This is a genomic window from Stutzerimonas zhaodongensis (assembly GCF_003696365.1).
Taxonomy (GTDB): Bacteria; Pseudomonadota; Gammaproteobacteria; order Pseudomonadales; family Pseudomonadaceae; genus Stutzerimonas; species Stutzerimonas zhaodongensis.
Genome location: NZ_RFFM01000003.1, coordinates 41129 through 66758, shown reverse-complemented (window position 1 = coordinate 66758; position 25630 = coordinate 41129). Strand labels below are relative to the sequence as shown.

The 25630-nt window shown below is 60.4% G+C and carries 15 protein-coding genes; 4 read left to right on the top strand and 11 right to left on the bottom strand.

What is annotated here, in order from left to right:
* Window positions 1-142: 142 nt before the first annotated feature.
* The 11 genes from glgB to EA797_RS14460 all read right to left on the bottom strand — a co-directional run bounded on the left by glgB (window position 143) and on the right by EA797_RS14460 (window position 18024).
* Window positions 143-2359, bottom strand: a complete 2217-nt coding sequence (glgB, locus tag EA797_RS14515) for a 1,4-alpha-glucan branching protein GlgB (RefSeq protein ID WP_122166440.1) — start codon at window positions 2357-2359, stop codon at window positions 143-145.
* Window positions 2356-5679 carry a maltose alpha-D-glucosyltransferase gene (gene treS, locus EA797_RS14510; protein ID WP_122166438.1) on the bottom strand — a complete coding sequence of 1108 codons (3324 nt, stop codon included), beginning with the start codon at window positions 5677-5679 and terminating at the stop codon, window positions 2356-2358. The genes glgB and treS overlap by 4 nt, the downstream gene beginning before the upstream one ends.
* A gap of 146 nt (window positions 5680-5825) precedes the next feature.
* A complete protein-coding gene (locus EA797_RS14505) occupies window positions 5826-7838 on the bottom strand; it encodes an alpha-1,4-glucan--maltose-1-phosphate maltosyltransferase (RefSeq protein ID WP_122166436.1) in 2013 nt (670 codons plus the stop codon).
* Window positions 7839-8240: 402 nt separating this feature from the next.
* Window positions 8241-9131: a formate dehydrogenase accessory protein FdhE gene (gene fdhE / locus EA797_RS14500; protein ID WP_122166850.1), complete on the bottom strand. Its 891-nt coding sequence runs from the start codon at window positions 9129-9131 to the stop codon at window positions 8241-8243.
* Window positions 9132-9176: 45 nt separating this feature from the next.
* A complete protein-coding gene (locus tag EA797_RS14495) occupies window positions 9177-9869 on the bottom strand; it encodes a formate dehydrogenase subunit gamma (protein ID WP_122166434.1) in 693 nt (230 codons plus the stop codon).
* A complete protein-coding gene (fdxH, locus tag EA797_RS14490; RefSeq protein ID WP_122166432.1) occupies window positions 9866-10801 on the bottom strand; it encodes a formate dehydrogenase subunit beta in 936 nt (311 codons plus the stop codon). Before fdxH ends, EA797_RS14495 begins: the two co-directional genes overlap by 4 nt.
* On the bottom strand, window positions 10801-13875 hold the full coding sequence (fdnG, locus tag EA797_RS14485) for a formate dehydrogenase-N subunit alpha (protein WP_167468825.1): 3075 nt from the start codon (window positions 13873-13875) through the stop codon (window positions 10801-10803). The genes fdxH and fdnG overlap by 1 nt, the downstream gene beginning before the upstream one ends.
* Before the next feature lie 163 nt (window positions 13876-14038).
* Window positions 14039-14959 (bottom strand): non-homologous end-joining DNA ligase, encoded by a 921-nt coding sequence (gene ligD, locus EA797_RS14475; RefSeq protein ID WP_122166426.1) that lies wholly within the window; start codon window positions 14957-14959, stop codon window positions 14039-14041.
* Between the two features lie 14 nt (window positions 14960-14973).
* A complete protein-coding gene (gene ku, locus EA797_RS14470; protein ID WP_122166424.1) occupies window positions 14974-16005 on the bottom strand; it encodes a non-homologous end joining protein Ku in 1032 nt (343 codons plus the stop codon).
* 25 nt (window positions 16006-16030) lie between these two features.
* Window positions 16031-16888 carry an SDR family oxidoreductase gene (locus tag EA797_RS14465; RefSeq protein ID WP_122166422.1) on the bottom strand — a complete coding sequence of 286 codons (858 nt, stop codon included), beginning with the start codon at window positions 16886-16888 and terminating at the stop codon, window positions 16031-16033.
* Window positions 16889-17007: 119 nt separating this feature from the next.
* Entirely contained in the window at window positions 17008-18024 is a 1017-nt protein-coding gene (locus EA797_RS14460; RefSeq protein WP_122166420.1) for a zinc-dependent alcohol dehydrogenase family protein, read from the bottom strand.
* 267 nt (window positions 18025-18291) lie between these two features.
* Between EA797_RS14460 and EA797_RS14455 the strand changes: the two genes are divergently transcribed.
* The 4 genes from EA797_RS14455 (at window position 18292) to EA797_RS14440 (ending at window position 25444) form a co-directional block, all read left to right on the top strand.
* Window positions 18292-19209, top strand: coding sequence for a LysR family transcriptional regulator (locus tag EA797_RS14455; protein ID WP_122166418.1), 918 nt, complete (start codon window positions 18292-18294; stop codon window positions 19207-19209).
* 337 nt (window positions 19210-19546) lie between these two features.
* Entirely contained in the window at window positions 19547-20776 is a 1230-nt protein-coding gene (locus EA797_RS14450; RefSeq protein ID WP_122166416.1) for an efflux RND transporter periplasmic adaptor subunit, read from the top strand.
* A gap of 97 nt (window positions 20777-20873) precedes the next feature.
* Window positions 20874-24044 carry an efflux RND transporter permease subunit gene (locus EA797_RS14445; RefSeq protein WP_122166414.1) on the top strand — a complete coding sequence of 1057 codons (3171 nt, stop codon included), beginning with the start codon at window positions 20874-20876 and terminating at the stop codon, window positions 24042-24044.
* A complete protein-coding gene (locus tag EA797_RS14440) occupies window positions 24041-25444 on the top strand; it encodes an efflux transporter outer membrane subunit (protein WP_122166412.1) in 1404 nt (467 codons plus the stop codon). Before EA797_RS14445 ends, EA797_RS14440 begins: the two co-directional genes overlap by 4 nt.
* Window positions 25445-25630: the final 186 nt, after the last annotated feature.

The window sequence follows — 25630 nt, the reverse complement described above, 5'->3', positions numbered from 1 at the left end:
ACGCGCCTGACATTGGCTGAGCAAGGCGCGATTCAGTGAAAAGCAGCGGCTAATACTGAGCGCGAGACGGACATGAAAAAGCCGGGACCCAGGTCCCGGCTTTTTCATACGTGAGGCCCGCAAGCGGGCCCCCACTGCTCTACTAGACTTGCGGTCGTAGGATGATCACACCCAGCGGCGGCAAGGTTAACGAGAGCGATCTCTCCTGCCCGTGCGCAGGCACCTCCTCGGCCAGTATTCCGCCGCCATTACCGACATTGGAGCCGCCATAGCACTCGGCATCGCTGTTGAAGATTTCCAACCAGCGACTGTCCACTGGCACGCCAATCCGATAATTCTCACGCACGACTGGCGTGAAATTACCGACCACCAGCAGCGGATGGCCCGTCGAACTCTTGCGCAGCCAGGCGAATACACTGTTGGCGCGATCATCACCAATCAGCCATTGGAAGCCACTCGGATCGGCATCCAGCTCATGCAGTGCAGGCTCCTGGCTGTACAGGCGATTCAAATCGCGAACCAGATTCTGCGTGCCACGGTGATCGGCCTCTTCGAGCAGATGCCAGTCGAGCTCACGGTCATGGTTCCATTCACGCCACTGGCCGAACTCGCAGCCCATGAACAGCAGCTTCTTGCCTGGATGCGCCCACATGAACGACAGATACGACCGCAGATTGGCGAACTTCTGCCAGCGATCGCCCGGCATCTTGTCGACCAGTGAGCCTTTTCCGTGCACCACTTCGTCATGCGAGATCGGCAGAACGAAATGCTCGGAGTAGGCATAGACCATGCCGAAGGTGAGCTTGTCATGATGATACTGGCGGTTGATCGGGTCTTCCTGAATGTACTTGAGGGTGTCGTGCATCCAACCCATGTTCCACTTGTAGGCAAAGCCCAATCCACCCTCGGAAGTTGGTTTGCTCACGCCTGGGAACGCGGTGGATTCCTCGGCGATCACCAGTGCGCCCGGCGTTTCAGTGGCGACAACGTCGTTCAAGTGGCGCAGAAAGTCGATCGCTTCCAGGTTCTCGCGTCCGCCGTGGCGGTTGGGAATCCACTCGCCTTCCTTGCGCGAATAGTCGCGGTACAGCATCGAAGCGACCGCGTCGACGCGCAGCGCATCGACGTGGAACTCACGCAACCAGTGCAGCGCTGACGCCAGCATGAAGCCGTGTACCTCAGTGCGCCCCAGGTTGTAGATATAGGTGTCCCAATCCTGATGGAACCCTTCGAATGGGTGCGCATATTCGTACAGCGCCGTACCGTCGAACTCGCCCAGACCGTGTGCATCGGTTGGGAAATGCGCGGGTACCCAGTCGAGGATCACGCCAATGCCAGCGTTGTGGCAGGCATCGACGAATGCGGCGAAGTCATGGGCATTGCCGTAGCGCGCGCTGGGCGCGAATTGCGACAGCAGCTGGTAGCCCCATGAGCCGCCGAACGGATGCTCCATGATCGGCATCAGCTCGATATGCGTGAAGCCCATATCGACGACGTAGGGAATCAGCCGCTCCGCCAGCTCGTGCCAGTCGTACAACCTTCCATCGTCACCGCCATCACGGCGCCAGGAGCCTGCATGCAATTCGTAGATCGTCATCGGGGCCTGGACCGATTGCCGTGCAGCACGCTGTTGCAGCCACGCCTCGTCCTTCCACTCGTAGTCCAGCGGGCGGGCGATCACCGAGGCCGTACCCGGGGGATGCTCGGTTGCCAGCGCAATCGGGTCGGCCTTGAGCGGCAGAATGCCGTGCTGCCCCAGGATCTCGTACTTGTAGCTTTCGCCAGGCTGCAACCGGGGAATGAAGATTTCCCAGACACCTGATGGAAAGCGCGAACGCATGGGATGACGGCGTCCATCCCAACCATTGAAACTCCCAACAACTGAGACGCGACGGGCATTCGGCGCCCAGACGGCAAAGCGCACGCCCTGCACGCCATCAACCTCCAGGACCTGCGCTCCGAAGACGAGGCCAATCTCACGATGATTGCCCTCCGAGAAAAGGTGCATATCGACTTCGCCGAGCTGCGGTCCGAAGCTGTAAGGATCTTCGGTGACCTGCTCGCCGCCCGCCCAGCGAATTCTCAGCAGGTAGGGCTGCGGATTGGTCAACCGGGTAAAGAAGAACCCGGGCACCTGCCCCTGCTCCATCGCAGCAAGCACTCGGCCGCCGGTGCGCTCCAGTACTTCCACGCCGAGGGCATTGGGCAGGTACGAACGGATTACCAGGCCGTCGCCATCTGGATGCGGCCCCAGGATGGAAAACGGGTCGCCATGTTCGGCACGCACAAGCGCGTCGACGTCAGCGTCATTGGGCAGTAGGGTTTCACCGGGCATGGTTACGACCGGACGATCATTCATTGGGAACCTCCATCGGAAATCTGTTGTGCCAGTTCAGCCAGCCCCTGAAGCGGGACGGACAGCCAGGCCGGGCGGTTCTCTGCCTCATAGGCCACTTCATACGCAGTCTTCTCCAGGCTGAACAGCGCCAATGCCGCATCGGCACCCGCGGCGTCCTTCCAGGCATGCGCCATATCCTTGGTCGCCTCGCGATAGGCTTCAAGGAAGACCGCACGCGCGCTTTGCTGATAGGTTTCGGAAATCGATCGACGCGCCTGATCGGCCGAGTCCGAGCTGTCGCTGATCTGCGCATTGCGCATGACCATCGCAGCGGCATATTCGAAGGAGCGCAACACCCCTGAGACATCCTTGAACGGGCTCAGTTTGCTCCTGCGTTCCTCAAGCGAACGCGCCGGTTCGCCCTCGAAGTCGATGAAATAGGCATCACCCTGGGCCACTAGCACCTGGCCAAGGTGCAGGTCGCCATGGACCCGGATACGCAGCCCACCGACGGTCCGATCAGCCAGACGCTTGACCTCACCCATCAGCTGTTTGCGCTGCTTCTGCAGTTGATCGACGAGCCCTGCGCCCTTGCGGTCCAGGTCGCCACGACGGCTCTCCAGCAGATCCAGCGCGCGCTCGACCTGACCGGAAATGGCTTTGGTCCAATCCTTGGTGTCGGCTGAGCGAGTCGGCTCGCTGGCAAAGGCTGCGTCATCGGTTTGCGCTGCCAACGCCATGTGCATTTCGCCCAGGCGTTGTCCCAGCAACCGGTTGAAGGCTTCAAGTTCCTCCAACGCGCTGAACTGATTTTCGTGCAGCGACACCCCGCCAGCGATCTGATCGCGCACCGCCCGGTCCAGTGTATTGAGCGACCATTCCCAGGCATCGCCCTGGTTATCCAGGAAACGCTGGACGACCATCAACGCATGCTGCATACCCTGCTTATCCACGCGGGTCACCTGGCCGAGCATTGCCGAGATATGGGTGAAGCCCTGCTCGGTAAGGAAGCGCCCCATTTCCAGCTCGGGGTGCACGCCCGCAGAAACCCGGCGCAGGACCTTGATCATCATGCTGCTGCCGATGATCGCTGAGCTATTGGATTGCTCTGCCGTGAGATAGCGAACCTCGGCGTCAGCCGGCAGCTCCATGTCGGCAAGGCCACCGATAGCCTCGAAACGAATTTCTCCGTCACCGCACGCCAGCACCTGCCCCTCGCGCAGCGCCTGGATCACGCCCAGCACGAACTGGTTAAGCGCGAAGGCGTCGGTCAACAGCCCAACCTGGGGACCTCGACGAACCCGCGCCATCGCCAACTGCTGCGGCAAGGCGATATCGAACTCGCCTTCATCGAGAAAGCCCAGCGGCAGCTGGTACATGTCGGTACGCCCTGCGGCTTCCACCGCAACCTCGCTGAGCAGCACCGGCCGTTGCGGATTACCGAAGGGGACGCTGTAGCAGATCTTGATCGAATCGATCTTGGCGTCCTTGCTGGCGAACCAGCGCCGCTTCGGCAGGTAAGCTGGAAGGGCCTCGGTCTCGAGAATCTTCTTGTTGGCCGTGGTGAGCGTGTCGAGACGCTTGAGCACCAGGGTTTGAAAGTCAGGCATGGTTTCCACCGGTTCCTGGTGCCAACTTGGCATTTGATGACTGGTTGCCAACTGGAACCAGTAGAAGCCGAAAGGCGGTAGCGTCAGCAGGTATGGCAGCTGGCCAATCGGGGGGAAGGCACTGCCGCCCACCATTTCTACCGGCACCATGCCGGCGTAATGGGAAAGCTCCAGCTCCGCGGCCTGCGCCGAGCGCGATACGTTGGCCACGCAGAAAATCACCTCCGTCTCGCCGGTCGGCGTGGTGAACTCGCGGATGTACGCAAGAATTCTGCGGTTGCTCGGCGCCAGCATTTTCAAGGTGCCACGACCGAACGCCTTGAATTGCTTGCGAATGGAGAGCAAACGACGCGTCCAGTTCAGCAACGAATGCGGATCACGCTGCTGCGCCTCGACGTTGATCGCCTGATAGCCATACAGCGGGTCCATGATCGGCGGCAGCACCAGGCTTGGCGGATCAGCGCGCGAGAAACCGCCGTTGCGGTCCACCGACCATTGCATCGGTGTACGTACACCGTCGCGGTCGCCGAGAAAGATGTTGTCGCCCATGCCGATCTCGTCACCGTAATAGATCACCGGTGTGCCGGGCATGGACAAGAGCAGACTGTTCAACAATTCGATGCGCCGACGATCACGCTCCAGCAGCGGTGCGAGTCGACGACGAATGCCCAGGTTGATCCGGGCACGCTTGTCACTGGCGTAATAGTTCCAAAGGTAATCACGCTCCTTGTCGGTCACCATTTCCAGCGTCAGCTCGTCATGGTTACGCAGGAAGATCGCCCACTGGCAGTTCTCCGGAATGTCCGGCGTCTGCCTGAGGATGTCAGTGATCGGGAAACGGTCTTCCTGCGCCAACGCCATGTACATGCGCGGCATCAGCGGAAAGTGAAACGCCATATGGCATTCATCGCCCAATCCACCGTCTTCCCCGCCAAAGTACAGCTGCGTGTCTTCAGGCCATTGATTGGCCTCGGCCAGTAGCATGCGGTCTGGGTAATTCGCGTCGATCTCGGCGCGAATCTGCTTTAGCACCACGTGGGTTTCAGGGAGGTTTTCGTTATTGGTGCCGTCGCGTTCGACCAGGTATGGAATCGCGTCCAGACGCAGGCCATCGATCCCGAGATCGAGCCAGTAGCGCATGACGCTCAAGACCGCCTTCATTACCTGCGGGTTGTCGAAATTCAGGTCCGGCTGGTGGGAATAGAAGCGGTGCCAGAAGTATTGCTGAGCAACCGGGTCCCACGTCCAGTTCGACGTCTCGGTATCGAGGAAGATGATCCGGGTGCCGTCGTATTTGTCGTCGGTGTCCGACCAGACGTAGAAGTCACGAGCCGCCGAGCCCTTCTTGGCTTTGCGCGCACGCTGGAACCACGGATGCTGATCGGAGGTATGGTTGATGACCAACTCGGTGATGACACGCAGCCCACGCTTGTGCGCCTCGGCGATGAAGCGTCGAGCGTCTGCCATGGTGCCGTAGTCCGGATGTACACCGCGGTATTCGGCAATATCGTAGCCATCGTCACGGCGTGGCGATGGATAGAAAGGCAGCAACCAGATCGTATTGACGCCTAGATCGGCGATGTAATCGAGCTTCTCGATCAGTCCTTGGAAATCACCGACGCCATCATTGTTCGAGTCGTAGAAGGACTTGAGGTGAACCTGATAGACCACCGCATCTTTGTACCAGAGGGGGTCCTTGATGAAGGCGGCAGGTTTGCGCGCTTTGGCCATGTTCTCGTTCCTTTTGTGTCCTCGGCGCCGCTCACCCAGGTGAATGGCGCAGGCCTACAAAGTGATGCAACGGGCCAGCTAGAACCAACAGAAGGTTTTAAGCATAATCCGTTGATATATAACGCATAAATGGCTAAACCTAGAAATCACTTCAGGTCAGGGTCTACTTCGTTTGCAGTGAATCTCCAGATGCCGAACGGCTGATGCCAGGGTTCGATTCGCATCCATTGAGTCTTGCCGTACCAAGTCCAGCGATGACCATTCATGAGGTCTTCACCGCGGGTTTCGGCGTGGTCCGGCAGGCCCAGTTCCCAAAGCGGCAATTCGAAATGCGCTTCCTGGGCGTTGTGCGGATCGAGGCTGATCGCGACCAGAATGAAGTTGGAGCGGTCCGGCGTGCGCTTACCGAAGAACAGGATGTTGTCGTTGTAGGCGGTGTAAGCCATGAAGCCCAGATGGGTTTGCAGTGCCGGGTTTTGACGACGGATGCGGTTCAGTTGAGCGATCTCGGCAATGATGTTGCCCGGCGCGTGATAGTCACGCACGCGGATCTGGTACTTCTCCGAGTCCAGATATTCCTCTTTGCCAGGTAGCGCTGCCGACTCGCACAGTTCAAACCCGGAATACATGCCCCAAAGCCCCGAACCCATGGTCGCCAATGCGGCCCGGATGAGGAAACCGGCTCGACCACAGTCATGCAGGAAGAACGGGTTGATGTCCGGCGTATTGACGAAGAAGTTCGGACGATAGCAATCACGCAATGGCGGTTCGTTCAGCTCGGTGAGGTACTCACTCAACTCAGCCTTGGTGTTACGCCAGGTGAAATAGGTGTAGCTCTGGTTGAACCCGACCTTGCCCAGGCGCGCCATCATCGCCGGCTTGGTGAACGCCTCGGAGAGGAACATCACATCCGGATCGCGCTCGCGGATGTCGGCAATCATCCACTCCCAGAACGGCAGAGGCTTGGTGTGCGGGTTGTCCACGCGGAAGATCTTCACGCCCTGCTCGACCCAATGCCAGATCACGTCACGCAGGGCGAGCCACAATCCGGGCATGGCGTCCTCGGCGTAGAAGTCGACGTTGACGATGTCCTGGTACTTCTTCGGCGGGTTTTCGGCGTATCGAATGGTCCCGTCCGGGCGCCAGGAGAACCAGCCGGGATGTTCGTTCAGCCACGGATGGTCCTGGGAACATTGAATGGCGAAGTCGAGTGCGATCTCCAATCCGTGTTCGCGTGACGCGGCGACCAGCTCGCGGAAATCATCGAGCGTGCCGAGATCCGGATGCACAGCATCGTGACCACCGGCTTCACTGCCGATGGCGTATGGGCTGCCCGGATCGTTGGGGCCGGCTTGCAGGGTGTTGTTGGGCCCTTTGCGATGCTGGCGGCCAATGGGATGGATCGGCGTGAAATACAGCACGTCGAAGCCCATGTCGCGAATCGACGGCAGCCGCTTGTGAACATCGCGAAAGGTGCCGTGACGATTCGGGTCATCCGTTTCCGAGCGCGGAAACAGCTCGTACCAGCTGGCAAACTGTGCCAGCGGGCGCTCAACTTCGATCGGGTACACCGGGCTTTGGCTGCAATGCTCGCGGGGGTCTGCATCAGCCATCGCAGCGGCGGTCTCGGCAGCAAGCATGAGCGATACGCGCTCGTCATCCAGATGCGAGGTCGTGAGACGGTGCAGCACATCGTCGATGATGGCCTTGGTCTCGCCCTGGGCCCGCGCACTCGCACGCTCCAGAAGCAGTCGACCTTCTTCAAGCTCAAGCTGAACCGGTACGCCTGCCACATGCTTCTTGGAGAGTTCGTAGCGGTAGGTCTCGTAAATATCCCACCAGGCTTCGATCATGAATTCATGACTGGCGACCTGCGTCGGGGTGAACACGCCCTCCCAGCTGTCGTTGCCGATGAGCTTCAGGCGCGTACGACGCCAACTGCTTTCATCCTTGGTGCGCCAGCAGATGGCTGCACCGAGCTGGTCATGGCCATCGGCAAAGATCTTGCTGGCGACATTAACGGGATGGCCAATTATCGCTTTGGCTGCAAATCGACCACCGTCGAGGACCGGCTCGGTCGACTCGATGGCAATTCGCGGCATTTTCAAAGCTTGTTCCAGACGGGGATGAATCGTTACGTGCGGTTGTGCGTCGCTCATCGAACGGGCTCCTGGGTAACTAGGTAGCAATACAACAAACCCAACCCGCGTCATGGCGGGTACGGCGGGCGGGTTTGCCGTGTAAAAGCCCACGGACGGGCTTTTTCGGGCTCTGTTCTTCCGAACCAAGGGAGGCTGTAAAAGTTCAGCTAGACGGACGTCTAGCGCGCAGTTGCACGCCGGTACACGACAGACGTTACGCGCCTTGTCGGATATGCAGGGTGGGGAACGGCGATCATGGATCAGCAACGCGCCGGGATAGCTATGCGGACCACCCGCACGGCAGGAGGCGCCACAACATGCTCACCGTAGGTGAAAAGCTGCGAAGTGTTCAAATTCCACAAGCCTGGACGCCTCAGGCGACCAGGCTGTAGCAGATGGGGAGCATGTCTGTTCGAGTGATCAGTCGCCCGCAATCAGCAGAGGGTTGTAACCGCTGCGACCGTATTCGCCCTCTTCGGCCAGAAGCAGATCGAGCGCCAAGGTGGCCAGATCGTCCGCTACCGGATCTGCGCGACCGTGAACCTCGCGCTGCATGATTTTCAGATAGCTATGGCACTCGCCGCAGGCTTCGGCCTGTACCGGTAAGAACGGCTTCCCTTGCTCGTCATCGAGAGACAGATAGATCAGCTTACCGGGGCTGTCACAGACGCTGCATTTGATGCGTTCGAGGTGCCACTCGGTAGCGCAAAGCGAGCAATGCAGATACCGCACGCCAGCTCGATGGCGTTCGTTATGAATGACGCTCGCGACCGGCGGCGCACCGCAGCAAGGGCACAGCGCCCGCGCTTCGCCTGTAGGCTTTTCGGGCGGCCGAGGCAACGACATGGCCAGGCGCAGCCAACTGATCTGCAGCGCAGCCGCCACCAGCGGCAACAAGGGTCGTGTCGTTTCGGTTCCGGGGTTCGCCTCGAGCACGTCCTCGGCCAAGGCGTCCAGCCCGTCCTGATCCATCTGGCGCAACGCCTTGAGTAACGGACGCTGACGCTCACCGACGTGCAGTTCGATGGCGTCGAGCATCGCCCGCAGGTCTTCGCTCCATTGCACATCACGACGCAACGCCTGGAAGCCGAGCGGAGGCATGCCATGTTTCAACGCTTGATCGAAGGCATCGCTTGCCGGCTTCCAAGCTGGCTCACGTTCATTGAGCACCTGATGCTGGGCCTGGACGACGCGCGCCATGAACGCCAGAAACTCATCGAGCGGCGGTACTTGCTGTACCAGTTCCCGCAGGCGAGTCGCGCGTTTGCTGAACACCTTGGCATCCGGCAACACCACGTTCGGCGCCTCCATGATCCCTGAAGGCGCACTGCCGTAAGAGTGGTTCACCTTTGCTCCTTAAGTTCGTTTGGATGGCACGTCGCGGTCAGGAGAAAGCCCGCCCGGATCGTCGTACCCTTCCTTGCGGCGGACCTCGTCGTACCAGAGCCCGTGATGGTGGCGTGCCCAGGCATGGCTCACCCGACCCTGTGTCATCGCCCTTACCGAGCCCTTCACCCAGATGGCCGAGTAGATATGAATGACCAGCGTGATGATAGCGATGAAAGCCGTGTAGGCATGGATGGTGACCGCCCAGCGCAACGCCCAAACCGGCATGTCGTCGGCGATCCATGGCCGCCACAGGACGATACCCGTGACGAGCAGGATCGGTACGGTGGCCAGGAATATCCAGTACACCAGCTTCTGCCCGGCGTTGTTCTTGCCCACCGGCGGCAACCGCTCATCGCGGTTGCCGAGCACGTCGCGAATCTGCTTCATCCATTGCACGTCATGGCGACGGAACAGGTTGTCACCAAAGAAGCGCACCGCCTGAATGATGAAGAACAGCGACATGAACACGCCGATGTAGGGGTGCACGATGCGCGTCGGCTCCGGCCCGCCAAACAGCGATGTGAGGCCGAAAAAGAACGGGTAGAACAAGGCGAGCCCGCTCAGCACGAGCAGCGTGAAGCTGATCGCGATGAGCCAGTGGTTCACCCGAGTCCACCATCCGTACCGCAAGATGCCGTGCTTGACGTTGGAATGGCTCATAGCCGGTCCTCCTCGCGACGATCCAGCTCACGATCGGCCGCAGCCAATTCTGGATCAGGATCATCCTCCGGCTCTTCCTTCGGACCTTTCATCACGTAATGGAAGAATCCAGCCAGCACGGACATGCCCAGCGCCACCGACATGATGGGTTTGGTCACACCCTTCCATAGCTCCACGGTGGGGCTGATGTGCGGGTCTCGCGGCAAACCGCTGTAAATCTCCGGCTTGTCGTTATGCTGCAGCACGTAGACCACGTGAGTCCCGCCTACGCCTGGTGGATCGTAGATGCCGGCGTTCTCATAGCCCCGCCCCTGTAGATCAGCGACCCGGGTGGCGCCATAGTCGAGCATGTCTTCCTTGGTGCCGAACATGATCGCCGATGTCGGGCAGCTCTTGACGCACGCCGGCTCCAGCCCATTGAACACGCGGTCGGAACAGAGCGTGCACTTGTATGCCTTGTTGTCCTTCTTCGAGATTCTCGGAATGTCGAAGGGGCAACCTGCCACGCAATAGCCACAGCCGATGCAGTGCTCGGAGTTGAAGTCGACGATCCCATTGGCGTACTGCACGATCGCCCCGGGTGACGGGCAAGCCTTGAGGCAGCCCGGCTCGGCACAATGCATGCAGTTGTCCTTGCGGATCAGCCACTCGAGGTTGCCTTGCTCATTCTCGTATTCCGAGAAGCGCATGACTTCGAATGACTCCGGCGAGAGGTCCTGCGGGTTGTTATAGGTCCCGTCGCAATGACCCACGTCGTCGCGCAGGTCATTCCACTCGGAACATGCCACCTGACAGGCTTTGCAGCCGATACAGACGGACACGTCGATGAGCTTGGTGACCTTGTCGATACCGCCGCTGCGCACCTGAGGCGAAGGCGTGGTGGTCGCCGAACGGGCAATGATGTTCTGCAGATTGATCTGGTCGCCACGCATCAGACGGTCCCTCCCACTCGTTCCACGTTCACCAGGAACGACTTGAATTCCGGTGTCTGTGTATTGCCGTCACCCACGAAGGGCGTCAGGGTGTTTGTCAGGTGTGCCTTTTTCGCCACGCCCTTGAAACCCCAGTGGATAGGAATGCCGATCTGGTGCACGGTGCGACCATCGATCTGCAGCGGGATCAGCCGCTTGGTCACCACGGCAATCGCCGTGATGAAGCCACGCTTCGAGCTGACCTTGACCCGGTCTCCCGCCGCGATGCCCAGTTCGCCAGCCAGCACCTCGCCGATCTCCACGAACTTCTCCGGCTGAGCGATCGCATTGAGTCGCACATGCGTCGTCCAGTAGTGGAAATGCTCCGTGAGACGATAGGTTGTCGCCGCGTATGGGAAGTCCTTGTTGCTGCCGAACGAATCACGATCCTGCTCGAATACGCGAGCGATGGGGTTATGCATCGCCAGCGCATTGTTCGGGCTCATCGGATTACGGTCGATCGGGCTTTCCATCGGCTCATAGTGTTCGGGGAATGGGCCCTCGTTCAGCCACTCGCAGGCGAAGAAGTGACCGGCCCCGGTTTGCGTGACGATGAAGGGCCCAACACCTGCGTCAGGTGGCGAGGTGAGCGGGAAGTCAGGTACGTCGGCACCTGCCCAACGCTCGCCATTCCACCAGACGAAGGCCTTGTTCGGCGCCCAAGGCGTTCCGTCCGGACGCGCCGAAGCACGGTTATAGAGCAGCCGCCGATTCATCGGCCAAGCCCAGGCCCAACCCAGGGTGTTGCCTGTGTCGTAGGGGTCGGAGTTGTCCCGACGGGCCATCATGTTCCCGGCCTCTGGCCAGGCACCGGAGTAGATCCAGCACCCGCAGGCGGTCGAGCCGTCGGCACGCAGTTCGCTGAAGTCCTGCAACTGCTCGCCTTTGCGCCGAATTACCTTGCCGGTGTCGTCGGTGATGTCGGCCAGGGCTCTTCCGTTGTATTCCATCGCCAGCTCGGACGCCTTCGGTGCGGTTGGCACCTTGTAGTTCCAGCTCATATTCAGGACCGGATCGGGGAAGGCCCCGCCCTCCTCCTGATACATGTGCTTCAGGCGTAACATCACCTCGCCGAGAATCTCGGTATCGGTCATCGACTCGCCCGGCCCCGGTGCCGCTTTGTCGTGCCATTGCAACCAGCGCGAGCTGTTGGTGATGGAGCCATCATCCTCAGCGAAGCAAGTGGTTGGCAGGCGGAAGACCTCGGTGCCGATCTTGGAGGGATCGACGTCGTGGTACTCGCCGAAGTTCTTCCAGAACTCGCCGGTTTCCACGGTGAGCGGATCCATGATCACCAGAAACTTGAGCTTAGACAGGCCGTCCATGACCTTCGCCTTGTTCGGAAAGGCCGCCAGGATGTTGAATCCCTGGCAGAAGGCCCCGGTCATCTTCCCAAGCGTCATGTCATTGATGGCGTAGAGCACGTCGTAGATCGGTTCGGAAAGCTTGGGCAGCCAGTCGTAGCACCAGTTGTTCTCCTTGGTTGCCACGTCGCCATACCAATCCTTCATCAGGCTGACGAAGAACCGCTCATAGAACTTCCAGTACGACACCTCGCCCTCGAGCAGCGGCTGCTTGATGCGGGTCTTCATGTACTCGTCGTAATCCTGCAGATCCGCCGAAGGCAGGTTCATATAGCCCGGCAACAGGTTCGAGAGCAGGCCGATATCCGTCAAACCCTGGATGTTGGAGTGCCCACGCAACGCGTTGACGCCGCCGCCCGGCATGCCCATGTTGCCCAGCAAGAGCTGCACCATGGCGCCACAACGGATGATCTGCGAGCCGATGGTGTGCTGAGTCCAGCCAAGGGCATAGAGGATCGTCATGGTCTTGTCGGGCGCTGAAGTGGCCGCCATCAAGTCCCATAATTCCAGCACCTTTTCCGTCGGTATGCCGCAGATGTTCTCGACCTGCTCCACGGTGTAGCGGCTGTAATGCTGACGCATCAGCTGCAGGACGCAACGCGGGTGCTGCAACGTCGGATCGCGACGAGCGAAGCCGTTCTCGTCCAGTTCGAAGTTCCAGGTTTGACGATCGTAGGTACGGTCAGCCGAGTTGTAGCCGGTGAACAGGCCTTCTTCGAAGCCAAAGCCCTCCGCTACGATCAGGCCGGCGTCCGTGTACTCACGCACATACTCATGCGCATACCGGTCGGTTTCGATCAGGAATTTGATGAAACCACCCAGGAACACGATATCCGTCCCGGTTCTTATCGAAGCGTGATAGTCCGCAACCGCAGTGGTGCGGTTGAAGCGCGGGTCGATCGAAATCAGGATCGCCTTGCTGCGCTGCTTGGCTTTCATGACCCAGCGGAAGCCTACGGGATGTGCTTCAGCCGAATTGCCGCCCATCGACAAGATGACATTGGCATTGGCAATGTCTGTCCAGTGGTTCGTCATGGCACCGCGACCAAATGTTGGGGCAAGACCTGCCACCGTTGGTCCGTGTCAAACGCGCGCCTGGTTGTCGAGTTTGAGGATGCCGAGCGCTCGGGTGATCTTCTGCGTCAGATAAGCCGTCTCGTTGGTGCAGGCCGAGGCCGCCACCATCGATGTCGTCATCCAGCGGTTGACCAACCTGCCCTGCTCGTCATGAGTTTCGAAATTCTTGTCGCGATCGTCCTTCATCCGGCGGGCGATGCGTGAGAAGGCTTCTTCCCAGCTGATTCGCTTCCACTCATTGGTGAAGGGCTCGCGGACCTCGGGGTACTTGACCCTGGATGGACTCTTGATGAAGTCCAGCACGCCTGCGCCACGGGGGCACAGCGAGCCGCGGCTTACCGGGTGATCCGGGTCGCCTTCTACGTGATAGATCTCATCCACCACATTGATCGCACCATCCCCTCGGGAGTACAGGAGCATGCCGCAGCCCACTGAGCAGTAGGTGCAGATATTGCGGGTCATTTTTGCGCCGGTTAGTTTGAAGTGACGAATCGACGCTACAGCTTCATCAGGCGCAAATCCCATCATTGCCATGCTCGATGCGCCTACACCAGCCGCACCGAACTTCAGGAACTGTCGCCGGGATACTCGCACGGTCATCGGTATCTCCTGTTACTTATTATGTCTACCCCATCGGTGAAATCGACTCCGACCGCTCTGGAATGGTTCCTTCAGCGGGACGGATGGGGCGGCGCACCTCACCACGCCAGTGGGAGACTAGCTGTCAGGGCAGGCAAAGGACAGGTCACCGGTCGCGTCACTGGCGCGCGGCGAGATCTCGCAACAGTTGCGCCGATAGCGATTGCCGGACCGAGGAGTAGTCCGCCCAGGGATCGCCCTGCTGGGCATCGAGACGTTCATGCAAGTTGAGAATGTTCCATTGATCCGCGCCAGCGATCTGCTCAAGTTCGTCGCGGATGATGGGCACGGAAACCGCGAGACCGGGTCGCGCGCGTGCGGAATAAGCCGCGACCGTACTGGCGCCGCGCTGGTTGCGAAGATAATCGACGAAGATTTTGCCAACCCGATTCTTAGGTCCCATCTTTGCCGCGATCTCCTCCGGCGCTTCCTTGGCCAACCGCACGGTAACGCCACGGGCAAACTCGTTGACGCTATCCCAGCTATGACGACGTTCAATAGGTACGACGACGTGCATGCCGCGGCCACCGCTGGTTTTGAGAAACGCGCGAAGGTCCAGCTCGTCCAGAAGGTCGAGCGTCATGTTGGTGGCCTCGACCATGCTGGACCAGGGCAGCTCGGGGTCCGGATCCAGATCGAAAACCACCCGATCCGGTTTGTCGATTCGGTCGCTGCGGGCGTTCCAGGTGTGGAATTCGATGGTGCCCATCTGCGCAGCCTCGACCACTGCGGTCACGTTATCTGCCTGTATCAGGCGTGCGTGTTCAGGGTCGAGCGACTTATCCAGCACGCGCATATGGGGCATCTTCAGCCGTCCGCAGTGGCGCTGAAAGAAGCTGTCGCCGCCCACGCCATCCGGGGCTCGAACGATCGAGAGCGGGCGCTTGGCCAGATGCGGCGTCAGCCATTGCCCGACTGCGAGGTAATACTGAGCGAGCTGTAGCTTCGTCGCACCGCTGTGCTCATCTATTACCCGTTGAGGATTGCTGATACCGATGCCGCCCACGTCAGGGCGGCTTTTGGGTGACTTATCGGCCATGCGGGTTCCTCGGGTCAGCTGGCTTTCTTGCTGGTGGATTTACTGGCTGTGGCCTTGCTGGTGCTGGTTTTGCGCGCAGTTGATGTTTTGCTCGCCGCCGGCTTACTGGCCGCCGCCTTGGTTGCCGTAGATTTTGCCGGTGCCTTGGCTTTACTGGCTGCCGGCTTGCTCGCGGCTCGTTTGGCCGGCGCTGCTTCTTCTTCGGTGTCGTCTTCGTCGTCGACTTCCTCGACAGGGGCCGGCTTCTTGGCCCCGGACTTGCCAGCCAGGCTGCGCTTTAGCAGTTCGGTCAGATCGATGACATCGGCACTGCGGCGATCCACCGTTTCCTCTGGCCCACCCACCGTTTCGATCTTGCCTTCGCGAGCCTTGGTTTCCACCAGGTCCATGATCTGGTCCTGAAAGGTGTCCTTGTACTGCTCGGGGTTCCACTCCTCGCTCATGTCCTCGACCAGACGCTTGGCCATGTCCAGCTCACGGGGGTTGAGATCGGCGTTCAGGGCCTCGTCCTTCATCTCCAGGTACTCGACGCCCCGCACCTCTTCTGCCCATCGCAGCGTGTTCATCACCAGCGCCTTGCCGAGCGGCATCACCACTGCGAGATGCTGCTTGTTGCGCAGCACCACATTGGCGATGCCCACTTTCCCGGTCTGGATCAGTGTTTCACGCAGGAGCGCATAGACCTTTTCGCCGCGCCGGTCCGGTGTCAGGTAATAGGGCGTATCGATGAAGAGAAAGGAAATGTCCTTGGCGTCGACGAAGGCGACGATGTCCACGGTCTGCGTGGCTTTAGGATGGGCAGACTTGATTTCATCGTCGCTGATGACGACGTAGTTGCCCTTCTCGTACTCAACACCTTTGACGATGTTCTCGCTGTCGATGTCCTCCCCTGTGGTCTTGTTGATGCGCTTGTAGCCCACCCGGTCCATGCTGCGCTTGTCCAGCCAGTCGAAATCGATACCCGACCGTGTCGTCGCCGGGACCAGCGCGACGGGGATGTGGACCAGACCGAAACTCACGGCACCCTTCCAGATCGTGCGAGGCATAGCCTTTCTCCTTATGGGTCGACGGTCAGCCGTTGACTACCGTACCGCCGTTCACATGCATGACCTGCCCGCTGACGTAGGACGCATCGCTGCTCGCCAGGTAGACGTAAGCAGGTGCGACTTCATCGGGCTGCCCTGGGCGTTCCATCGGCACGTTCGCACCGAATTTTGCGACCTTCTCTTCATCGAAGGTCGAGGGGATCAGGGGCGTCCAGATCGGGCCAGGGGCTACGCCGTTAACGCGTATGCCGCGCTCGGCCAGGTTCATCGACAGCGAACGGGTGAACGCGGTGATTGCCCCCTTGGTTGCGGAATAATCCAGCAATTGCGGGCTGCCCTTGTAAGCCGTAACCGAGGTGGTGTTGATGATCGAGGCGCCTTTCTTCAGATGCGGCAGCGCGGCCTTGGTCATCTGGAACATCCCAAAGATATTGGTGCGGAAGGTCTTCTCCCACTGTTCTTCACTTATGTCCTCGAGCTTTTCCTGCGGATGCTGCTCAGCGGCGTTGTTAACCAGAATGTCGAGTTTGCCGAGCTTCGCCAGCGTCTCGTCGATCACCTTGCGACATACCTCACGGTCGGCCACATCACCGGCAAAGGTAAGGCAGGTGCGGCCGTGTTCTTCGACAACCTTGCGGGTCTGCTCGGCGTCCTGATGCTGGTCAAGATAGAGGATCGCCACATCGGCGCCTTCGCGCGCGAACAGTACGGCAACCGAGCGGCCGATCCCGCTGTCGCCTCCGGTGATGATGGCGACCTTACCTTGAAGCTTGCCGGCAGCCTTGTAATCCTCCCCTCGATACTCGGGACGCGGGTTCATTTCGCCCTCTTTGCCAGGCTCCGGTTGCTGCTGTGGGGGTAGCGTCTGGTTTTCGTCGGGCATGCCAAATTCTCCGTCAAAGGTTGAAAGCCTATATTCGGAGGACTTGGCGCCGGATGGAAAAGTTTCTGTGAAGCGATGAGAGGCCCGCTATCAAGGCCTCTTTCTTCAATCGATTCTGTTCAGTCGAGGCTCAGCGCGACGCGGCCGCGAGGGATACCGCTCTCGACATACTCATGTGCTGCAATCACCTCATCGAAGCCGAACACCTTGTCGACCTGCGGCGTGAGAAGTCGATCGGCCGTGAGCTGATTGATATGGAGCAGCGCGCGCTGCACTGCCTCGCGATTCTGCTCGATGCCCAGCTCAGGCTGCCCGGTGAAATCACACAGACAATGAAGGAAGAACTTGAAGTTCTTCTTGAACGCCGCACAAGCGGGAAACGCCGTTTCGTTGCCACCGATGAGGCCATAGAGAATCAACTTGCCACGGGGTGCGATGACGTCGCCCAACAGCTTCATCTGCGAGCCGCCACAACTATCGAGCACCACCTCGACGCCGGCCCCATCGGTAACCTTTTGCAGGCGGCCTACCAGATCCTCTTCCTCGGTGACGATAACTGTCTCGGCGCCGAGCTCACGCAAAAAGGCGCGGTCTTCAGCTGTGTCGCAGGTGGCGATCACGCGAGCACCCAAGGCCTTGGCCATCTGCACGGCCGATGGTCCGGTGCAGTGCCGGGCCTGTGTTACCAGCACGAACTGCCCTGTTTCCAGCTTGGCCAACTCAACCAGCGCAAAATACGACACCAGCGCTGGCGTGTAGTGAATACAGGCCTCTACAGCACTGAGCATTTCCGGGTGATGGACAAGGGACGTATGCGGCAGCAGCACCTGCTCGCCGTACAACGGGTATCGATTGAGGTCATGACCGGGAAAGCTGGCCACACGATCACCGACCGAAAAACCATCCACCGCTTCGCCAACCGCAAGCACTTCGCCAGCGATCTCGCTGCCTAGCCCGGCCGGAAGTTGGGCGTGACGCGGCGCCAGGTCCTGACGCCAGAGCACGTCGTTCCAGCTGATGCCGATCGCTTTGACGCCAATCAGAACCTCGCCTATGCCAGGCTGTGGCACGTCACGCTGCTCATAGCGCAACACATCGGCTGGGCCGAACTGGTGGAAACGGATGATGCGGGACATGTTAAAGACCCCTCGATTACTACTGTGTTGGTGACTCTATCTGCACTATCAGTACAACTCCAGCCGCGATCCCTGCATTCCGCTCGATAGTTGCCATGCGCCGGAATGATGATGTGCTGTATGTAAGGCCGCACCCGATGAAGCAGGTTTGTGTAATTGCAAAGCGGAAATGGACATGTCGACGTCACCCCGATCTGTCTAGAATGCAGACGCACCCTCATCAGGTCAGCCGCTTCCATAGTCTGACCACAGCTTGAAGTGAACGGCATGAATCGCAACGACCTTCGCCGCGTAGACCTCAACCTGCTCATCGTTTTCGAAACGCTGATGCACGAACGCAGCGTGACCCGCGCGGCTGAAAAGCTCTTTCTCGGCCAACCGGCGATCAGCGCTGCGCTCGCACGGCTGCGGACGCTGTTCGACGATCCGCTGTTCGTGCGTACCGGCCGCAGCATGGAGCCGACCGCGCGCGCGCAGGAGATCGCCGGCCTGCTGTCGCCTGCGCTGGATTCCATTTCCACCGCCGTGAGCCGTGCCTCGACTTTCGATCCTGCTACCAGCGAACTGGTATTTCGGATCGGCCTGACCGATGAAGTGGAGTTCGCCCTGCTGCCGCAGATGCTCAGGCGCATAAGGGCGGAAGCACCAGGCGTGGTGCTGGTGGTGCGCCGTGCCAATTATCTGTTGATGCCAGGCCTGTTGGCGTCCGGGGAAATTTCGGTAGGTGTGTGCTACACCGAAGAACTTCCAGCCAACGCCAAACGCAAGGTACTGCGCAGACCCAAACCCATGCTGTTGCGCGCCGACAGCATTCCCGGCCGCATGACCATGGAGGACTACTGTTCGCGGCCCCACGCGATGGTGTCATTCGCCGGGGACCTGAACGGCTATATCGATGATGAGCTGGCCTTGCATGGGTGCAAGCGCAAGGTGGTGCTGGCCGTTCCGCAGTTCAATGGCCTTGCCAGCCTGCTCGCGGGGACGGATCTGGTAGCGACCTTGCCCGACTACGCCGCCTCCGCGCTTGCCGCCAATGGCGGCGTGCGCGCCGAGCCGCTGCCGTTCGAAACCAGCCAGGATTTCGAGCTATCCATGGCCTGGCGTGGCGCTCAGGACAACGACCCCGCCGAGCGCTGGCTGCGTTCGCGCATTCAGATGTTCGTCGGCGATCCGGATAGTCTCTAAACCGCCGTTTTTAGCGTAAGCACAGCGTTTTCGGTGGTGGGCTCAAGCCCGCCCTACCTGCCGAGTCCTGCTTTCAACCTACCTTTGGTGGGTTGAATCTCCCCCTGGTTAGCGCTGCACAACCAACCGCAGGGTGGGCTATAGCCCACCCGCCCGGCCGAAACCACGTCAGTCGAATGGGCAACAATGCCCATGCAATCCCGTGCGCTCCATCGATGAAACACCCTGCAACATCAGCGCGAATGATATTTACATTCGCCCCGTTCGATTTCTACCGGAATGTCCATCGCCCCCACACTCCCGCCATCGATAAAAATATGATTTCTCGGAGTCAAGCATGGAAAGACCACTCAAAGCCCTGCGTTACCCTCTGGTTGCTGTGACCGCAGCCCTTATCGGTGCGTGCGGACAGGCACCGGAGGCCACCGAAGCGGCCATGCCCGCCCCCACCGTCAGTGTTGCCGAAGTCATCGAGCAGCGGGTCACGGAGTGGGATGAACTCACCGGGCGGCTGGAAGCGCCTGAATCTGTAGAGATTCGCCCACGCGTGTCCGGCTTCATCGACAAGGTCGCGTTCGATGAGGGCGCGCTGGTGAAAAAAGGCGATCTGTTATTCCAGATCGACCCCCGCCCGTTCGAAGCACAGGTCAAGCGCTTGCAGGCCGAACTGCAGCAGGCCCGCGCGACAGAGCGGCGCACCGCCAGCGAAGCCGAGCGCGGTGAGCGACTACGTGCCAACAATGCGATCTCCGCTGAGCTGGCCGACGCGCGGGTCAGCGCAGCCAGCGAGGCGAAATCGGCTGTCGCCGCCATCCAGGCGCAGCTCGACGCCGCCAAGCTGGACCTGGCCTTTACCCGCGTTACCGCCCCGATAGACGGTCGCGTCGGAAGCGCCCTGATCACGGCAGGCAACCTGGTCAACGCCGGTGAAGCACTGCTGACCACGCTGGTATCCACCGACAAGGTCTACGCCTACTTCGAAGCGGACGAACGCACCTACCTCAAGTACCGCGAGCTGGCGCGCAATGGCACTCGTGGTGCCGAGACGCCCGTCTACCTGGGGCTTTCCAGCGAGGATGGCCATCCGCATCTGGGTCACATGAACTTCATCGACAATCACGTCGATCCCCGCACCGGCACCATCCGCGGTCGCGCTGTGTTCGACAACCGTGACGGCAGCTTTACCCCTGGTCTCTACGCTCGGCTGAAGCTGGTCGGCAGTGCGACCTACGACGCGGTGCTCATCAAGGACGTGGCGGTCGGGACAGACCTCGGTAAGAAGTTCGTTCTGGTGCTGGGCGACGACGGCAAAGTCAACTACCGCTCCATCGAACTTGGGCCGAAGCTGGAGGGCATGCGCATCGTCCGCAAGGGGCTTGAGCAAGGCGAAACCATCGTGGTCAACGGCCTGCAACGGGTTCGACCTGGCACCGCAGTCGAGCCTCAACAGGTGCCGATGGCAGACGCCGACACCCTCGCCGCTCTCAAAGAGAAGCAGCGCGCCGTCACCGCTGCGTTCAAGACCGAAGTCGTCGACCGCAGCGTGACACGTCGCCCAAGCAGCTGATGGCCGCAAAAGCCAGCTGACCTGCGCCCCTGGCGCATAACCATAAAACCGATTCCGTCAGGGCGCGTCATGCGCGCCCTCTCCCCCGGAGTGCGTCATGAATTTCTCTCAATTCTTCATCCAGCGACCGATCTTTGCAGCGGTACTTTCTCTGGTGATCCTCATAGGCGGCGCGATCTCGCTGTTCCAGCTGCCCATCAGTGAATATCCGGAAGTGGTGCCGCCGACCGTCGTGGTGCGCGCCAACTTCCCAGGCGCCAACCCCAAGGTGATCGGTGAAACGGTGGCTTCGCCTCTGGAGCAGGCCATCACTGGCGTCGAAGGCATGCTCTACATGTCGTCACAGGCGACCGCCGACGGCAAGCTGACCCTGACCATCACCTTCGCCCTCGGCACTGATCTGGACAACGCTCAGGTCCAGGTGCAGAACCGCGTGACACGCACCCAACCGACGCTGCCCACCGAAGTGCAGCGTCTTGGTGTGACGGTGGACAAGGCATCGCCCGACCTGACCATGGTGGTCCACCTGACCTCGCCGGACGAGCGCTATGACATGCTCTACCTGTCCAACTATGCAGCGCTCAACGTCAAGGACGAGCTGGCGCGGCTGGATGGTATCGGCGACGTCCAGCTGTTCGGCATGGGCAATTACTCGCTGCGCGTTTGGCTCGATCCGAACAAGGTCGCTTCACGCAACCTGACGGCGTCCGACGTGGTGAACGCGATCCGCGAGCAGAACCGTCAGGTCGCTGCCGGTTCGCTGGGTGCGCCGCCAGCACCGGGCGCGACCGATTTCCAACTATCGATCAACACCCAGGGCCGGCTGGTCACCGAGGAGGAATTCGAGAACATCATCGTCCGCGCCGGCGACGATGGTTCGATCACCCGATTGCGCGACATCGCCCGAGTCGAACTGGGTTCCAGTCAGTACGCCCTGCGCTCGCTGCTGAACAATCAACCTGCAGTGGCCATTCCAGTGTTCCAGCGCCCTGGCTCGAACGCGATCGAGATTTCCGATTCGGTGCGGGCCCGCATGGCCGAACTCAAGCGCGACTTCCCGGAAGGTGTGGACTACGAAATCGTCTACGACCCAACCATATTCGTGCGCGGCTCTATCGAAGCCGTGGTGCACACACTGCTCGAAGCCATCGTACTGGTGGTGCTGGTGGTGATCCTGTTCCTGCAAACCTGGCGTGCTTCGATAATCCCGCTGGCTGCCGTACCGGTTTCACTGATCGGCACCTTCGCCGTGATGCATATGCTCGGCTTCTCGCTCAACGCGCTATCGCTGTTCGGGCTGGTATTGGCGATCGGCATCGTGGTGGACGACGCCATCGTCGTGGTGGAGAACGTCGAGCGCAACATAGGTCTCGGCAAATCCCCGGTCGAGGCCACCAAGCAGGCGATGAAGGAAGTAACCGGCCCGATCATTGCGACGGCGCTGGTGCTGTGCGCTGTATTTATCCCAACCGCGTTCATCTCCGGCCTCACCGGGCAGTTCTATCAACAGTTTGCCCTGACCATCGCCATTTCCACGGTGATCTCGGCGTTCAACTCGCTGACCCTTTCGCCAGCCCTGGCAGCCGTGCTGCTACGTGCTCACGACGCGCCGAAAGACGGCTTCTCCCTTCTGCTGGACAAGCTGTTCGGCGGCTGGCTGTTCGCCCCTTTCAACCGCGTTTTCGAGCGCGCCAGTCACGGCTACGTCGGTGCGGTCAAACGCATCCTGCGCGGCAGCGGCATCGCGCTGGTGGTCTACGTCGGTTTGGTCGGGCTCGGTTACATGGGCTTTGCCAGCACCCCAACCGGATTCGTACCGGCGCAGGACAAGCAGTATCTGGTGGCGTTCGCGCAATTGCCTGATGCCGCCACGCTGGACCGTACCGAAGGCGTCATCAAGCAGATGTCCGAGATAGCCGGCAAGCACCCAGGCGTCGCAAATACCGTCGCTTTTCCGGGGCTGTCAATCAACGGTTTCACCAACAGTCCGAACAGCGGGATCGTCTTCGTCACCCTGAAGGACTTCGCCGAGCGCAAGGACGCGAATCTATCCGCGGGTGCCATCGCCGGAGAGCTCAACGGGCAGTTCGCGGGTATTCAGGAAGCCTACCTGGCCATCTTCCCGCCGCCGCCGGTTCAGGGTCTGGGCACCATCGGTGGTTTCCGTGTGCAGGTGCAGGACCGTGGCAGCCTGGGCTATGAGGAGTTGTACAAGCAGGTGCAGAACGTCATCGCCAAGAGCGCCGACTATCCCGAGCTTGCCGGGCTGTTCACCAGCTATCAGGTCAACGTGCCGCAGATCGACGCCGATATCGACCGGGAAAAAGCCAAGACCCACGGCGTCGCCATTGATCAGATCTTCGACACCATGCAGGTCTACCTAGGCTCGCTGTATGCCAACGACTTCAACCGCTTCGGCCGCACCTATCAGGTCAACGTCCAGGCCGAACAGAGGTTTCGCCTGACGCCGGACCAGATCGGTCAGCTGAAGGTGCGCAACGATCGTGGCGAAATGGTGCCGCTGTCGACCTTCGTCAAGGTCAGTGACAGTGCCGGCCCGGACCGGGTGATGCACTACAACGGCTTCCTGACTGCCGAGATCAATGGCGCAGCGGCACCGGGCTACAGCTCGGGCGAAGCGGAAGATGCCATGGAGCGCCTGCTCAAGGCCGAGTTGCCCAACGGCATGACCTACGAGTGGACCGAGCTGACCTATCAGCAGATCCTGGCGGGCAACACGGCGATGTTCGTATTCCCGCTCTGCGTGCTGCTGGCCTTCCTGGTGCTTGCGGCGCAATACGAGAGCTGGAGCCTGCCGCTGGCGGTCATCCTGATCGTTCCGATGACACTGCTCTCGGCAATCATTGGCGTGATCCTGTCGGGTGGCGACAACAACGTCTTCACCCAGATCGGCCTCATCGTGCTGGTCGGCCTGGCGTGCAAGAACGCCATTCTCATCGTCGAGTTCGCCAAGGATAAACAGGAGGAAGGCATGGACAGGCTATCCGCCGTTCTGGAGGCTTGCCGGTTGCGCTTGCGCCCGATCCTGATGACCAGCTTCGCCTTCATCATGGGCGTAGTGCCATTGGTCATCTCATCCGGCGCCGGTGCCGAGATGCGTCATGCCATGGGTGTTGCGGTGTTTAGCGGGATGCTCGGCGTGACCTTCTTCGGGCTGCTGCTGACACCGGTGTTCTATCTGGTCATTCGCGCCTACGTCGAGAAGCGCGAGCAGAAGAAGGCTGTACTCAAGGAGGCACATGCATGAAGGACTTGATCACCACTCCGCTGTTGCTCGCTGCATTTCTCGCGCTGAGCGCCTGTGCTGTAGGGCCGGATTACCAGAGGCCCGAGACGGCCCCGGCCGAAATCGAACGGGCCGCGTCGGCACCTTTCGACCATTCGCGTTTCGAGGCTGCATGGTGGCGGCAGTTCGAGGACTCAACGCTGGACTCACTGGTTGGCGAAGCGTTGGCAGAGAACCGCGAGTTGCGCATCGCGTTCGCCCGACTGCGTGCCGCTCGCTCGATCCGCGATGATGATGCCAATGATCGCTTTCCCACCGTCACCGCGGGAGCCAGTGCAGATATCGGCAAGTCGCAGCAACCTGGCTTCGGTGATGAACGCGTCAATAGCGAGCGCTACGACCTGGGCCTCGACATGGCCTGGGAACTTGATCTGTTCGGCCGTATCCAGCGTCGAATAGAAGCCAGCGAAGCGCAAACTGAAGCCGCTGAAGCCGAGCTCTATCAGCTGCAGGTGAGCATCATCGCTGAGCTGGTGGATGCATACGGCCAGCTACGTGGCGCTCAGCTGCGAGAGCGTATCGCCCGGGAAAATCTGGAGAATCAACTCGATTCCCGGCAATTGACCGAGCAGCTTCGCGATGCAGGAGTCGGCAGCGAGCTGGATGTGCTGCGCGCCGACGCACGTCTAGCGTCCACCGAGGCTAGCCTGCCGCTGCTTCGGGCACAGCAGACCCGCGCACGAAACCGCATTGCTACCCTGCTCGGCCAGCGCGCCGACCAGCTCAGTGTCGATCTCTCGCCGCGTGATCTGCCAGCGATCGCCAAGGCACTGCCGATCGGGGACCCGGCAGAACTGCTGCGTCGCCGCCCGGATATTCTGGCGGCGGAGCGGCAACTGGCAGCGGCAACTGCGAATGTCGGGGTCGCCACGGCCGATCTTTTCCCGCGGGTAAACCTGTCGGGTTTCCTTGGCTTTATCGCCGGACGCGGTTCGCAGATCGGCTCCAGTGCCGCCCGGGCCTGGGGCGTGGCGCCGAGCATCACCTGGGCCGCCTTCGACATGGGCAGTGTTCGGGCGCGCTTGCGCGGCGCCGAAGCCGACGCAGAAGGCGCACTCGCGAGTTATGAGCAACAGGTGCTGCTGGCGCTCGAAGAGTCCGAAAACGCCTTCAGCGACTACGCTCGCGCCCAGGAACGATTGCTATCGCTGTTGCGGCAGTCGAACGCCAGCCGCGCTGCAGCAGAGCAGGCGGAGATTCGCTACCGTGAGGGCAGCGTGGATTTCCTCGTGCTGCTGGATGCCGAGCGCGAGCGACTTGCGGCTGAGGATGCGCAAGCCCAGGCCGAGGTCGAGTTGTATCGAGGCATCGTTGCACTCTACAAAGCGCTGGGTGGAGGCTGGCAGCTCACGACGGGATGATCCTTTACAAATCGTTGGGACAGCTAGGGCATGCGTTTTGTGACGCATGCCCGCTCTCGCTCTTTCCATTGTGAATTTTGCGAGAAAGCGCTTTTTGTGGTTCGGCTTATTTGGCATAACGCTTCGGAAGCTCATTCGCATCCGGCCGCCGGATATCAAGCCAACCAACAAAGAATAAAGAGCCCT

Bases quoted from the DNA above. Each gene is read 5' to 3' on its own strand.
- treS (WP_122166438.1), bottom strand. From the start codon at position 5,679: ATGGCCAAAGCGCGCAAACCTGCCGCCTTCATCAAGGACCCCCTCTGG.
- EA797_RS14440 (WP_122166412.1), top strand. From the start codon at position 24,041: ATGAAGGACTTGATCACCACTCCGCTGTTGCTCGCTGCATTTCTCGCG.
- ku (WP_122166424.1), bottom strand. From the start codon at position 16,005: ATGCCTCGCACGATCTGGAAGGGTGCCGTGAGTTTCGGTCTGGTCCAC.
- ligD (WP_122166426.1), bottom strand. From the start codon at position 14,959: ATGGCCGATAAGTCACCCAAAAGCCGCCCTGACGTGGGCGGCATCGGT.
- EA797_RS14505 (WP_122166436.1), bottom strand. From the start codon at position 7,838: ATGAGCGACGCACAACCGCACGTAACGATTCATCCCCGTCTGGAACAA.
- EA797_RS14450 (WP_122166416.1), top strand. From the start codon at position 19,547: ATGGAAAGACCACTCAAAGCCCTGCGTTACCCTCTGGTTGCTGTGACC.
- EA797_RS14445 (WP_122166414.1), top strand. From the start codon at position 20,874: ATGAATTTCTCTCAATTCTTCATCCAGCGACCGATCTTTGCAGCGGTA.
- fdhE (WP_122166850.1), bottom strand. From the start codon at position 9,131: ATGGAGGCGCCGAACGTGGTGTTGCCGGATGCCAAGGTGTTCAGCAAA.
- fdxH (WP_122166432.1), bottom strand. From the start codon at position 10,801: ATGCGTGGCGACCAGATCAATCTGCAGAACATCATTGCCCGTTCGGCG.
- EA797_RS14465 (WP_122166422.1), bottom strand. From the start codon at position 16,888: ATGCCCGACGAAAACCAGACGCTACCCCCACAGCAGCAACCGGAGCCT.
- EA797_RS14460 (WP_122166420.1), bottom strand. From the start codon at position 18,024: ATGTCCCGCATCATCCGTTTCCACCAGTTCGGCCCAGCCGATGTGTTG.
- glgB (WP_122166440.1), bottom strand. From the start codon at position 2,359: ATGAATGATCGTCCGGTCGTAACCATGCCCGGTGAAACCCTACTGCCC.
- EA797_RS14495 (WP_122166434.1), bottom strand. From the start codon at position 9,869: ATGAGCCATTCCAACGTCAAGCACGGCATCTTGCGGTACGGATGGTGG.
- EA797_RS14455 (WP_122166418.1), top strand. From the start codon at position 18,292: ATGAATCGCAACGACCTTCGCCGCGTAGACCTCAACCTGCTCATCGTT.